Source organism: Priestia sp. SRI_019 (assembly GCF_057586255.1).
The window spans coordinates 693,296-705,824 of record NZ_JBYCZN010000001.1 but is presented as its reverse complement, the minus strand read 5'-3'; the positions used below and the strand labels follow the sequence as shown (position 1 = coordinate 705,824).

Below are 12,529 nucleotides of genomic sequence, written 5' to 3'. Positions count from 1 at the left end.
TCATTACTTTAGTTTGTTAATACGGTCTTTTTGACTAATAATATCGGTTACGCGAACGCCAAAATTCTCGTCAATGACGACCACTTCACCTTTTGCAATTAATTTGCTATTAATCAAGATATCTACTGGTTCGCCTGCTAGTTTATCAAGTTCAATGATTGCACCAGAAGATAATGCTAAAATCTCTTGAACCGTTCGCTTAGTCCTTCCAAGCTCCACGGTAACTTGAAGCGGGATGTCAAGCAGCATGTCTAAATTTCGTGAATCGCCTTGAGGAGAAGACACGTGCTCGAACTCTGAAAACGATGCGGGCTGAACATCAACTGGTACATGAACAGGTTCTGCCTGCTGTGTTTCTTCATGCTGTATGTATTCAGCTACCGGCGGTTCTGTTTGCTTTTCGTTAAGATCTGATTCTTTTTCAATAGAAGCTGCCGTATCTTCTGCGCTTGGAACTAAGAGCTCTTCCACCAAGCTTTTGGCAAAAGATATCGATAAAAGCTGCATAATATTCGAATCGATTAATGTGCCTACCTTCAAATTAAAAGAGACCTTTACAAAGACGTCATCTTGGGGAATAAGCTCTGTGCCTTCCCCTTTTTGAATATTTAAAATATCTAAGCTCGGCGGAGAGATATCAATTTTCTTTTGAAATACCGTAGACATAGACGTCGCTGCTGAACCCATCATTTGATTCATCGCTTCCTGCACTGCACTCAGCTTAATTTCATCCATGATTTCCGTCGGATTCTCACCCGTTCCACCAAGCATCAAATCTGAAATAACAGCTGCATCTTCATGTTTAATAACTAACAAATTCGTACCAGAAAAGCCTTCTGTGTACTGAACTTGCACAGCGACATGAGGATTTGGAAATTCATCCGTCAGCTCTTCTTTATGTATAAGCGATACAAACGGTGTAGTAATATCGACTTTTTGATTCAATAAAGCGGATAGCGCTGTTGCTGAACTGCCAAACGAAATATTTCCAATTTCGCCAAGCGCGTCTTTTTCCATTTCCGTAAAGTAATCATCTACTTGACTTGACTTATTCGGCTCTGAAAACCCGTCAAGTGAAGAAGTTCCTTTTAACAACGCATCAATTTCATCTTGCGAAAGCATGTCATCGTTCATTCCTTTCGTTCCTCCTCTTAACATCATCTAGAATTTGCACAGCGACTTTCCGACTGACTTTTCCAGGCTGTGCAATAAATTTAGGTTGTTCTCCGACGTAAATAGTTAACGGATTATGAACGCTTGTTTGCAGTCGAATAACATCTCCCGCATCTAATGCTAGGAAATCTTCAATTGAAATATCCGCTTTTCCTAGCTCGGCTACAACCTGCAATTCCGCATCATTGATTTGTTCCTTTAGCTGCTCAACCTCTTGTACGTTAGGTTCTTTTTTCGAAGATTGCATCCAGTAATGAACGGACAGTTTGGACACAATCGGCTCAAGCGTCACGTGCGGAATACATAGATTGATCATGCCCGTTTCATCTCCAATTTGTACGTTTAATGAAATGACGATGACAATTTCATTTGGTGAAATGACCTGCAAAAACTGAGGATTCACTTCAAACTCTGATGTTTCAGGTTCAATTTCCGCAATAGAACTCCAAGCTTCTCTCATACTGTCTAACGTTTTCTCTAACAAGTTTCGAACCAAGCTCGTTTCAATCTCCGTTAAGTTACTAATTTTTCCACCGCTCTCGCCTTGTCCCCCGAGCAAGCGGTCAAGCATCGCATAGGCAATGTTCGGATTGACTTCCATAATGATATGCCCTTCTAAAGGAGGGACGGCTATCACGTTTAAGATGGTTACTTTCGGAACAGAGCGAATGAACTCCTCATACGGAATTTGATCTACTGATACAACGGACACTTGTACAACGTTACGAAGCTGCGCCGAAAAGACGTTGATTAACATGCGCGCATAATTTTCATGAATTCGCGTCAAACTGCGAATCTGATCTTTTGAAAAACGCAGGGCGCGTTTAAAATCATATGTACGAATACGCTGTTTTTTATTTTCCTTTTTTAGCTCATCCGCATCCATCTCTCCGGTTGATAACGCGGATAATAGGGCGTCAATTTCATTTTGTGATAATACATCCCCTGCCACTAGCTTCCCTCCCTTTTTCTTTACTGCAACACTTTAGACGTTGTATAAATTTTAACAACATGTCCGTTTTCCATTAATTGATCAATTTGCTTTGCAATATCTGTTTCTAACGTGCTGAGTCCTTGCGTTCCTTCAAAATCTTGAGCACTCATATCTGAGAGCCTTTTGATAATAATGTCCCTTACTTGAAAATCTCTTTTTTGAAGCTCTGCCGCTGCTTTTTTACTATCCATTTGAATTTTAAAAGAAATGCTGATGTAGTTATTGCTTTTTAAATTTGTTTTAATATCCGTTACATCCACAGAAGCTTTAATCACATCGTCAATAGATGGACCCTTTTCAGTACTTGCCTGCTCTGTATACTTTAACGTCACGATAACAGCAACGCTTCCTATTAACGTAAAAGAAAGCAGAATAATAATCATCTTACTAACTAGCTTATTTTTAAACACACTTTATTCCTCCGTCGTTTGCTGCAGCCCTAACACGTTAATTCGCTGATAATAACTCGTCACTTTCTCATTCACTTCTTCAACTGAATCCTTTACCACCAGCTTTTTGTTATTCGTTAGCGTAATGGTCGTATCAGGAAATGCCTCAAGCTGCTCGATGTAGAGCGCATTTAACGTAAATGTTTTGCCGTTTAGCCTTGTTAAAGTGATCATAATTAACCGGAGTAATACCTACTCCTTCCTCCCGCCTATCGTTTTAGGTTCACTAGCTCTTGCAGTATTTCATCGGATGTTGTAATAATTCTTGTGTTCGCCTGAAATCCGCGCTGTGCAACAATCATATCCGTGAATTCTTCCGATAAATCAACGTTGGACATTTCAAGGGCGCTTGAGACGAGCGTTCCTGTACCACTGTTTCCGGGAGTAATGTTTGCAGGAGTTGTAACCAGCCCCGCATTTGGAGTGTCTGCAAACAAGTTTCCTCCTACTTTTTGAAGTCCTTCATTGTTAGCAAACTTCGCAAGTTTAATAGTACCTGCAACCCTCGATACACCAGTATTGTCTATATAATTCACTGAGCCATCCGATCCAATGCCATAGCTTTGACTATTTGGAGGAATAACGATTTTCTGATTGGTGGAACTTTGCAAATAAAGGCCACTTCCTGTTACCAAGGCTCCATTTCTATCTAAATAAAAGTTTCCCGCCCTCGTATACATGGGGTTTGTGACCGTTCCATTGTTTTGTGTACCACTATTTCCGACAATAAAATATCCATCCCCAGAAATAGCTAAATCAAGCGGCCGTCCCGTTGACTGAATACTCCCTGCTGTTTGAACTGTATCAACCGTACCAATTTGTGAACCTAACCCGACTTGTTTAGCATTGACTCCTCCACGGTTAGCTCCAGGTGCTGTTGCTCCTGCTACTTGCTGACTTACTAAATCTTGAAACGTTGTACGTCCTTTTTTATAGCCGTACGTATTAACATTGGCAATGTTATTTCCTAGGACATCTAATTTAGTTTGAAAATTTTTCATGCCGCTGATTCCTGAATACATCGAACGTAACATAAAATCACTCCTTAAATTTGGTTGGTTAACTGCTTACTTCTAAGATATCGTTTAGCGAAAGTACCGTATGATTTTCATCGTTGATCCTAAACGATACCTCATTGTTTTTGACGGACGCTGTCGAAATGACTCCTTGCTTCTTATTTCCTTCTTCATCTAACCATGCAGCAGTTTTACCAATTAATTCGCTCCCTTTTAAAATAGGAGAAGCCTGAGACTGCGTTAAAAACGTATTGAGCGATGTGCTCATATTTGTCATTTGTTCAAGGGATGAAAACTGAGCCATTTGAGCAATAAAGTCTTTGTCTTCCATTGGATTCATTGGATCTTGATTTTGAAGCTGAGCAATCAAAAGCTTCAAAAAATCATCTTTGCCAAGCGAGCTGTTTCCCGTTTGCTTCACTGGTGTGTCTCTATTGCTTAAATACAAGTCAGACGTAATTTCATTTGTCATTGTTATCACCTATACGTTGTAGTTAATAAGCGCTGTTTCAAAAGAAGATAGAAAAGAAGCCGATTCTTCCAGTTGTTGTGAATCTTGATCTTCTTCTTTTTTAAACGCTTCTTTTTCCTGTCTTTCTTTTTGCTGGTCGTTTTCATTGTTGTACGACACCGCTTGTTCCGACAGTAGCACATCGATTTTATCAATTGACACATGCTGAGACGCGAGACCGTGCCGCAAAGTTGAAAGATTGGAGTCCAATAACTCTTTTGTTTTTGCTGACGATACGACAATTCGCGCAACCGTTTCGCTGTCTTTCTGAAGCATTTCAATTGAAATCGCACCTAGCTGTTTTGGAAATAACTTAATGAGAAGCTTGGGTGTTCCCTCTTCGGTACTAAACGAAGCTTTACTCCATATTTTTTGCAGCTCGTTTACCAAATTGCTAGACTGTTGATAGTCAGGTTTTGCTTGCCCTAGATAAATAGAGAACTGCTGAAGCTTAGGCATTTCTCCACTTCCAAAGGATGATGGCTGATTCTCTACTGGCGCCCCGATTGTGTGTGTACCTGCCGGACTTTCGCTATTTTTCAAAAAGCTATTGGTATCTATACTTCCGCCGGGTACAACCACATCTTTTTTCCATGGAAGCTGATTAAAAAACGGTACTTTTTCTTCTTTAGGAAAAGCAGTCATATTTTTCACAGAACTTTCTGAAGCTGTATGAACAGCGTCCACACCAACTTGATCAACGGATACATGGTGAGACGTGAGAGCTTGCCGTAATCTAAAAAGGCTGGCGTCTAACAGCTCTTTTGTTTTCGCTGACGATACAACTACTTGCGCAGTCGTTTTATTGTCTTGTTGAAGCATTTCAATTGAAATCGTACCTAGCTGCTTTGGAAATAACGTAACGAAAAGCTTGGATGCTCCCTCTTTAATACTGAACGAAGCTTTACTCCATATTTTTTGCAGCTCGTTTACCAGATCAATAGACTGTTGATGATCTAATTTCACTTGCCTTAAATCAATAGAAAACTGCGGCACTTTTTCTTCTTTAGCAAAAGCGTTCATATCTTTTACAGAACTTTCTAGAGCTGCTTGAACAGCAACCACATCGACTTGATCAACCGATACATGCTGAGACGTGAGAGCTTGTCGTAATCTAAAAAGGTTGGCGTCTAACAGCTCTTTTGTTTTCGCTGACGATACAACCACTTGCGCAGTCGTTTTATTGTCTTGTTGACGCACTTCAATTGAAATTGTCCCTAGCTGGTCTGGCCATAACTTAATAGAAAGATTAGATGCTCCCTCTTCCTTACTGATTGAAGCTTTACTCCATATTTTTTGCAGCCCGTTTACCAGATCGCTAGACTGTTGGTACTCAGATGTTGCTTGCCTTAAATCAATAGAAAACTGCGGCACTTTTTCTTCTTTAGCAAAAGCGTTCATATCTTTTACAGAACTTTCTAAAGCTGCTTGAACAGCGGCCCCATCGACTTGATCAACCGATACATGCTGAGAAGCCAGAACTTGCCGTAAAGTCGAAAGATTGGCTTCTAATAGCTCTTTTGTTTTCGCCGACGATACAACCACTTGCGTAATCGGTTCATTTTTTTGCTGAAGCACTTCAATTAAAATCGTACCTAGCTGCTTTGGCAATAATGTAATAGAAAGCTTAGATGCTCCTTCTTCAGTACTGAGCGAAGCTTTACTCCATACCTTTTGCAGCTCGTTTACCAGATTGCTAGACTGTTGATACTCAGATGTGACTGGTCCTAAATCAATAGAAACGTTCGGTATTTCTCTAGATACAAAAGATGATGGCTGATTTTCTGATACCACCGTGGTTATGCTTTTTCCCAAAGAACCTTCACTATTTTTTGAGAAGCTATCTGTATCTATACTTTCGCTGTGTAATACCACATCTTTTTTCCATGGAAGCTGATTCAAAAGCGGCCCTTTTTCCTCTTTATGAACAGCTTCCATATCTCTTACAGAACTTTTTGGAGCCGCATGAACAGCGGCGAAGAAACCAGCAGAGCGCTTTTCATGTAAGGTATCGGTTAATACACGTGGTTGTTTATGAATTTTCTTTATTTTTTCAGCAGCAGCTTTCTGCAAGCCTTGAAGCTGCGAATCCGAAAGCTTCACTGACTGCAGCTGCGGTTTTTGTAGTTCTTCCATCAGCTGAGCGAACTCTGTTTGAAACGCAGATGATGTATTTTTACAAATGGTCAACAAGGTAGAAATAGAAGACAAATATTGTTCTTGACTGTCTGTTTCAGATGAAACAGGTGCCCGCTGCATGTCTGTTAACACGTGCTGCAGCTTTAGAAGCGGCTGTTCCAAATCTAGACTACTTGGAATACTACTGAGCATCTCGGCTAGATGTTTGTACAAGACAGACGATTCATCTTCTTCATCTTCTGCTTCGCTTAACTGAATCGCCATTAACCCGACCGCCTTGAAGACGTCTTGATCTATCGCTTGTTCATCCGATGATTTCTCGCCGCGCGTTAAAGGCTGCACATCTAGCTGCTTAAGCTGCTGAACAATTTCTTCAAAAAAACCCTGAGTCTGACTAGCAGCTGCTTTTTCATCGCAGTTTACCTTTGATACAGCTGCTGGACGTAGTGAAATTTCCACTGTTTTCACCTCTGCTTTTATTCATCAATCTGATCTGTTAACAATGTCGTATAGCGTGCAGCTACTTTCGGATCCATTTTTTCTAAGATTGCCGTTCTTGTACTCGCTTTGAACTGCTTAAGCATCGCGACTGCTTTGTCTTCTTTTAATTCGGCAAAGATGAGCGCTGCATTTTTAGGAGACATGTTTTCATAGGTAGCAATGACATCTTTTTTTGCCAGCTGATTGTTTTTTTGTTTTTTCGCTTCATCGTCGGCTTTTTCTTCCATATCGCGCATTTCGATTTTTAGTTCATCCATTTGACGGTCTTTTGTAGTGATCGTTTTCTCGTAAGCTGCGATTTGCTTTTCTTTTGCGCTCAGCTTCTTTTGAAGACTTTCAACCTGCTTTTGTATCTCTTCATTGCTTTGTTGAATATTTTCATTTTTTTGCGACTGTTCACTTGATACAAACGGAATGGCGTGTGTAATAGCTGAAACTTTATCATTTACATTAACGCCTAAAAGCGTCAGAACAATATAAGCCGCCAAGATAAGGAACACTGCTGGAATAAAGATTAAAAATAAAAACACTTGGCTTTTACTGTAAGACTTTTCTTCTTCGTACTCTTCTCTTAACTCTTTTTGATTAGCCATGTTTTCCACCTAATTCCTATGTAGCATATACTGCTGTAGCGACAGCTCATCCATTTGCTTCGCTTCTAACTGTTTTTCCGCGGTTATATAAGAATCGTAGTCTCTCTTTTTTAACTTTTCATACTTCTTTACTTCTATGTTCTTTTCTTCTAGCTTCAGTTTCTTTAAGTTCATTTGCTGTCTTGCAAACATGACCTCTTGTTGCAGCCTTTCAATCACTCGTTCGGCACTTGTTAAAAACTGCTGAAACGATGTAATTTCTAAAATAGAAAGCCCTTGCTTCATTTTGCCCGTATGCTGTTCAATCAGCGTTTCTTTTTCTTTTAGCTTTTTATAAAGCTTTTCACCCGCTGTTTCAAACTGCTGCAAGGATTGATTATATTGAGATAGCAGTTCATCCTTTTCATTTGACTTGATTGCCATTATTTTAGATAACCTAAATTCATATGCCATATTTACTCACCTTTCACAAACAGTTCACAGAGCTTTGTTACACTTGTTTCAAATGATGGATGTTCGTTCGTTTTTTGCTTTAAAAATTCATCAATGACAGGATGATAGTGGATGGCCTCATCAATGTAAGCAGAAGATCCTCTTTTGTAGGCACCTATGTTAATTAAGTCTTCAGAATTAGCATAGGTAGCCATTAATGAACGCAGTTTTTCAGCTGCTTCTTTATGCCGTTCACTTACGATATGGTTCATCACGCGACTAACGCTTTTTAAGACATTGATGGCCGGATATTGACCTTTATTGGCCAGCTCCCGGTCTAGTACAATATGTCCGTCTATAATGCCTCGCACCGTATCCGAAATAGGTTCGTTCATATCATCACCATCTACTAATACAGTATAAAAAGCAGTAATAGATCCATGTTGATTAGTTCCTGTACGTTCAAGCAGCCTTGGCAAGCTAGCAAAAACAGATGGTGTATAACCTTTAGTAGTCGGAGGTTCACCTACAGCTAATCCAATTTCTCTTTGAGCCATTGCTACACGGGTAACAGAATCCATCATCATCATGACGCTCATCCCCTCATCTCGAAAGTATTCAGCAATAGAAGTAGCTGTATATGCTGCTTTCATTCGAAGCAGAGCAGGCTGATCCGAGGTAGCAACTACTACAACGGAGCGCTTTAACCCTTCCTCTCCAAGATCTCGTTCAATAAACTCTCTAACTTCTCTTCCTCGCTCGCCTACAAGGGCAATGACATTGATATCTGCTTTTGTATTGCGTGCAATCATCCCGAGCAGCGTACTTTTACCAACACCGCTTCCTGCAAAAATACCTATGCGCTGCCCTTGACCTACTGTTAGCAAACTATCAATTGTTCGTACCCCTACTTCAATCGGCTGTTCAATAGGCGGACGCTCTAAGGGATTAGGGGGGTCTTGATCGGTTAAAACAAACGGCAAATATTGAGAAAGTTCAGACCCGTCTAAAGGGTTCCCTAACGAATCAAGCACTTGACCTATTAACTCTTTCCCCACGCTTACCTGCAGAGGTTTTTCTGTCGTTTCCACTAGGCAGCCAGGTCCGATATATCGAACAGACGTATAAGGCATTAAAACGACGTGCTCACCGTTAAAACCAACAACTTCTGCACGAATTTTATCTCCTCGTTCACTAAGATGAATAAAGCAAACATCTCCTATTGACGTTCTAGGTCCTTTAGATTCAATCATCATTCCTACTACTCGGCTGACTTTCCCGTACCGTTTAAAAGAAGATGTGCGCGGGATTTCATGAATGAGTTGTGCGACTTTCATTTTTACTCTCCTCTAACAAACGTTCTTTTAATTTTTTCTTCATTTCCGTTAACTGGCTATCAAAAGACGCAACAAGACGCCCATAAGAGGAATCGATGACACAATCCATTTCCTGAAGATTTTCATCCGCATAAATAAATAGCCCGGTTTCTCCGTTTAATAAATCGAACAGTTCTCGTTTATGTTCACATACATATGCATATTTTTTCGGGGAAACAAAAAGCTGGATTTCTTTATGTTCTCTAACTTCTTTTAAAGACCTTGCAACAAGTGGTAAAAATGATTTATCTCTTTGAAGCTGCTCATTTAAAATCGTTTCAGCTAGGGTGAAACCTAATTCAAAGATGACTTCTTCAGATTGATTTATATATTCGTAGTACTGATTCTTTGTTTCGTCAACAATGTTTCGCGACATGGCTAATACATGCTCATACTCTTGTTTTCCTTGAAGCAGCCCTTCTTCGTATCCTTCTTCATAGCCCCGCTTTTGTTCTTGTTGAAACAGCAGCACCTTCTCTTCTTCCCACTGCTTTTTCAAACGTTCAATTTCGTTTTGAGCTTGTTTTCGGTAAGCGTCTGCCTCGGCCTTTATTATTTCAGCTTCACTGTGCGCTTGTTCAATAACGTGCTGTGCGTTTTCTTGCTGAAGATGTTCTTCTGTGGGCTCATCTTGTATCGGAAAACCAAATGGAATGACTTGAATGTGCTTCGCATTTTCGTCTGAAAGTTTATTCGTATAAGTTGATTTAATGATATTAGACAATAATATCGTCTCCTCCACCTCGAGCTAGTACAATTTCACCAGCATCTTCTAAACGTCTAATTGCAGCAACGATACGTGACTGAGCTTCCTCTACATCTTTCAAACGCACAGGACCCATAAATTCCATTTCTTCTTTAAACGTTTCCACCATACGGCTAGACATATTTTTAAAAATAATAGATTTCACTTCTTCACTTGCTACTTTTAAGCTCAACAATAAATCATCATTTTCTACATCTCGTATCACACGCTGAATAGAACGGTTATCGAGCGTTACGATATCCTCAAATACAAACATTCGCTGTTTGATTTCTTCTGCTAATGCCGGATCTTGAATTTCAAGCGTATCAATAATAATTTTTTCAGTTGCTCGGTCTACTCCATTTAATACTTCAACTACTGCTTCTAAACCACCTGTTTGGGTATAGTCTTGGGTAACAGTAGCAGAAAGCTTTCTCTCTAAAATTTGCTCAACTTCATTAATGACTTCCGGAGACGTACTTCCCATCGTTGCAATCCGTCTTGCAATATCCGCTTGCCTTTCCTGAGGCAGTGATGATAAGATTTGTCCTGCCTGCGGCGGCTCTAAGTAAGATAAAATAAGGGCAATCGTCTGAGGATGCTCATGCTGAATGAAATTTAACAGCTGCATAGGATCAGCTTTTCTGGCAAAGTCAAACGGACGAACTTGCAAAGAAGAAGTTAATCGATTGATAATCATCATAGCCTGCTCCGGTCCAAGTGCTTTTTCTAACACCTGTTTCGCATAGCTTACTCCTCCTTTTTCAAGGTAGTTTTGAGCAAGCGTTATTTGTTCAAACTCATGAAGAACAGCTTCTTTTAGAGACGGCTCTATTTTTCTCACTGAAGAAATTTCAAGCGTTAGTTGCTCAATTTCATCTTCACTGAGATGTTTATAGATAGAAGCTGATACATCGGGACCGAGAGAAATTAACAAAATTGCTGCTTTTTGCTTTCCAGTTAACTCATTTTTTTGCATAGCCTTTACCATTAGCTTTCCTCCTAATCCTCACTAATCCATGTTCGCAGCAGTTTTGCAAACTCTTCCGGGTCTTGCTTCGCTAACGTTTCAAGATTGCTTTTTGTTTGCTGTTCAGCACTTAAAACAGGGGCTTTTTGTGCCGCTTCATATGCTTCAAAAGTTTCATCATACTCTTCATCATATTCCTCTTCATCTAAGTCTTGACGTCTTTTCCTAACCAACAGCACAATAAGAACAACAATAATAAGCAGCAGTGCACCTCCGATTATATACATCCACAATGGAATTGAACTTGCTGTGTTGTCAGCTGTTTCTTGTCCATTAAACGGCTGAACGGAAACGGTAATCTTATCGCTGACCGCGTTATCCGAGAGAGCTTTCGTATTTGCATCTTTTGAAATAGAAGTACGGACAATTGTACCTAACATTTTTTGAACATCTGACTCAAGCGTATCGGAAACTTGTGATTTCCCTTTTGCATTGGACGGATCTATCATTACTTGAATGCCAAGGTCTTGAATTTTGTATGGACTTTCGACGATTTCTTTATGAATTCGGTTCACTTCATAATTAATTCGTTCTTCGTTTTTTTCGTAGTCTCCGTCTCCACTTGTTGTACTGGATGAGTAATTTGTTGTATCTTCTTCTCCTGTTCCAGCAACGCCTCCATCTTGAGCATTTTTACCAGAAAATGTTTCATTAATTTTTTCAGCGCTAACGGCAATTCCTTGCATATTATTTTTATCAACAGGCTCTACTAGCTTTTCTTCGCGATTTTCCTGTGTAAAATCAAGATCTGCTGTAACAGAGACCATTACTTTGTCTTGACCGACCAGTCTTCCTAGCATTTGCTGTACTTGACGCTGAATATCTCGCTCAACTTCTTTTTTCGCTTCGTTCTGCGAAGCAAATGAGCTAGAAGCTGAATTCGTTTCGTTACCTTTTAAATCAAAGTACTCAAAATATTGGTTCATGATGACGATATTATCTGTAGGAAGGTTTGGCACACTTTTGGATACTAAATGATAAAGAGATTTAATTTGCTGATCATCAAATTTATAACCAGCCTTTGTATTAAGCACAATCGATGCTGATGCTTCTCCCTGCTTTTCATTCGCCCATACGCTTCCATTTGGAAGGGTAATCATCACTTTTGCATCGTTGACTCCTTGAATGTTTTTCATTAAGTTAGCCAATTCAGTTTGCATCGCATCGAGTTTTAACACATCAAATTCATTATCTGTCATACCAAAGCTCGCATTTTTCCCAAAAAATGAATAGTCGATACTTCCGCTATCAGGAATTCCTTGTGCAGCTAAATCAACTTTTAGCGAGTCAACGCTTTGTTCAGGCACCGAAATGGTTGTTCCGTTATCAGAGATTTCTGAAGGAACGCTTCTAGCATCAAGCTCTGCTTTGATTTGTCCTGTTTCCTGAGCCGATAGATTGCTATAAAGAGGGACAAATTTATCCTTGTTTAAAAAAACAGATGCTAAACTAATGACTAGAATAGCCGCAAGAGGAGCAGCGATAAGGGCTATTTTCTGTCCTTTTTTGCGGTTATTCCAAAAGACTTTCATCTTATCTCGATAAAGAGCTATTCTTTCATTCATGGTAT

At 39.8% G+C, this 12,529-nt stretch carries 13 protein-coding genes; all 13 read right to left on the bottom strand.

From position 1 onward, the window contains the following. Nucleotides 1–3 precede the first annotated feature (3 nt). Genes fliY through fliF form a run of 13 tightly spaced genes read right to left on the bottom strand, consistent with a single transcriptional unit; the run spans nt 4 to nt 12,524 of the window. A complete protein-coding gene (gene fliY / locus AC2YJL_RS03645) occupies nt 4–1,134 on the bottom strand; it encodes a flagellar motor switch phosphatase FliY (protein ID WP_487374624.1) in 1,131 nt (376 codons plus the stop codon). Then, a complete protein-coding gene (gene fliM / locus AC2YJL_RS03640; protein WP_028410819.1) occupies nt 1,124–2,125 on the bottom strand; it encodes a flagellar motor switch protein FliM in 1,002 nt (333 codons plus the stop codon). The genes fliY and fliM overlap by 11 nt, the downstream gene beginning before the upstream one ends. 20 nt (nt 2,126–2,145) lie before the next feature. Beyond that, on the bottom strand, nt 2,146–2,577 hold the full coding sequence (fliL, locus tag AC2YJL_RS03635) for a flagellar basal body-associated protein FliL (RefSeq protein ID WP_028410818.1): 432 nt from the start codon (nt 2,575–2,577) through the stop codon (nt 2,146–2,148). A gap of 3 nt (nt 2,578–2,580) precedes the next feature. After that, nucleotides 2,581–2,790: a flagellar FlbD family protein gene (locus AC2YJL_RS03630; protein WP_050689639.1), complete on the bottom strand. Its 210-nt coding sequence runs from the start codon at nt 2,788–2,790 to the stop codon at nt 2,581–2,583. 35 nt (nt 2,791–2,825) lie between these two features. Continuing rightward, on the bottom strand, nt 2,826–3,650 hold the full coding sequence (gene flgG / locus AC2YJL_RS03625; RefSeq protein WP_014458441.1) for a flagellar basal body rod protein FlgG: 825 nt from the start codon (nt 3,648–3,650) through the stop codon (nt 2,826–2,828). Nucleotides 3,651–3,675: 25 nt separating this feature from the next. Further along, nucleotides 3,676–4,104: a flagellar hook assembly protein FlgD gene (gene flgD / locus AC2YJL_RS03620; protein ID WP_050689640.1), complete on the bottom strand. Its 429-nt coding sequence runs from the start codon at nt 4,102–4,104 to the stop codon at nt 3,676–3,678. A 9-nt stretch (nt 4,105–4,113) separates the two neighbouring features. After that, nucleotides 4,114–6,741, bottom strand: a complete 2,628-nt coding sequence (locus tag AC2YJL_RS03615; protein WP_487374623.1) for a flagellar hook-length control protein FliK — start codon at nt 6,739–6,741, stop codon at nt 4,114–4,116. A 17-nt stretch (nt 6,742–6,758) separates the two neighbouring features. Next, nucleotides 6,759–7,376, bottom strand: coding sequence for a MotE family protein (locus tag AC2YJL_RS03610; protein WP_195695983.1), 618 nt, complete (start codon nt 7,374–7,376; stop codon nt 6,759–6,761). 9 nt (nt 7,377–7,385) lie between these two features. Next, nucleotides 7,386–7,829 (bottom strand): flagellar export protein FliJ, encoded by a 444-nt coding sequence (fliJ, locus tag AC2YJL_RS03605; protein WP_013058874.1) that lies wholly within the window; start codon nt 7,827–7,829, stop codon nt 7,386–7,388. 2 nt (nt 7,830–7,831) lie between these two features. Further along, nucleotides 7,832–9,145, bottom strand: coding sequence for a flagellar protein export ATPase FliI (gene fliI / locus AC2YJL_RS03600; protein WP_251568397.1), 1,314 nt, complete (start codon nt 9,143–9,145; stop codon nt 7,832–7,834). Further along, complete coding sequence (gene fliH, locus AC2YJL_RS03595) at nt 9,120–9,908, bottom strand: flagellar assembly protein FliH (RefSeq protein WP_251568395.1); 789 nt, start codon at nt 9,906–9,908, stop codon at nt 9,120–9,122. The genes fliI and fliH overlap by 26 nt, the downstream gene beginning before the upstream one ends. Then, a complete protein-coding gene (gene fliG, locus AC2YJL_RS03590) occupies nt 9,901–10,920 on the bottom strand; it encodes a flagellar motor switch protein FliG (RefSeq protein ID WP_057273955.1) in 1,020 nt (339 codons plus the stop codon). The genes fliH and fliG overlap by 8 nt, the downstream gene beginning before the upstream one ends. An 11-nt stretch (nt 10,921–10,931) precedes the next feature. Beyond that, complete coding sequence (gene fliF, locus AC2YJL_RS03585) at nt 10,932–12,524, bottom strand: flagellar basal-body MS-ring/collar protein FliF (protein ID WP_251568393.1); 1,593 nt, start codon at nt 12,522–12,524, stop codon at nt 10,932–10,934. Nucleotides 12,525–12,529: the final 5 nt, after the last annotated feature.

What these genes read in the sequence shown, in the direction of transcription:
- fliY (WP_487374624.1), bottom strand. Translation starts at nt 1,134, where the DNA reads ATGAACGATGACATGCTTTCGCAAGATGAAATTGATGCGTTGTTAAAA.
- AC2YJL_RS03630 (WP_050689639.1), bottom strand. Translation starts at nt 2,790, where the DNA reads ATGATCACTTTAACAAGGCTAAACGGCAAAACATTTACGTTAAATGCG.
- flgG (WP_014458441.1), bottom strand. Translation starts at nt 3,650, where the DNA reads ATGTTACGTTCGATGTATTCAGGAATCAGCGGCATGAAAAATTTTCAA.
- flgD (WP_050689640.1), bottom strand. Translation starts at nt 4,104, where the DNA reads ATGACAAATGAAATTACGTCTGACTTGTATTTAAGCAATAGAGACACA.
- AC2YJL_RS03610 (WP_195695983.1), bottom strand. Translation starts at nt 7,376, where the DNA reads ATGGCTAATCAAAAAGAGTTAAGAGAAGAGTACGAAGAAGAAAAGTCT.
- fliJ (WP_013058874.1), bottom strand. Translation starts at nt 7,829, where the DNA reads ATGGCATATGAATTTAGGTTATCTAAAATAATGGCAATCAAGTCAAAT.
- fliI (WP_251568397.1), bottom strand. Translation starts at nt 9,145, where the DNA reads ATGAAAGTCGCACAACTCATTCATGAAATCCCGCGCACATCTTCTTTT.
- fliG (WP_057273955.1), bottom strand. Translation starts at nt 10,920, where the DNA reads ATGGTAAAGGCTATGCAAAAAAATGAGTTAACTGGAAAGCAAAAAGCA.
- fliF (WP_251568393.1), bottom strand. Translation starts at nt 12,524, where the DNA reads ATGAATGAAAGAATAGCTCTTTATCGAGATAAGATGAAAGTCTTTTGG.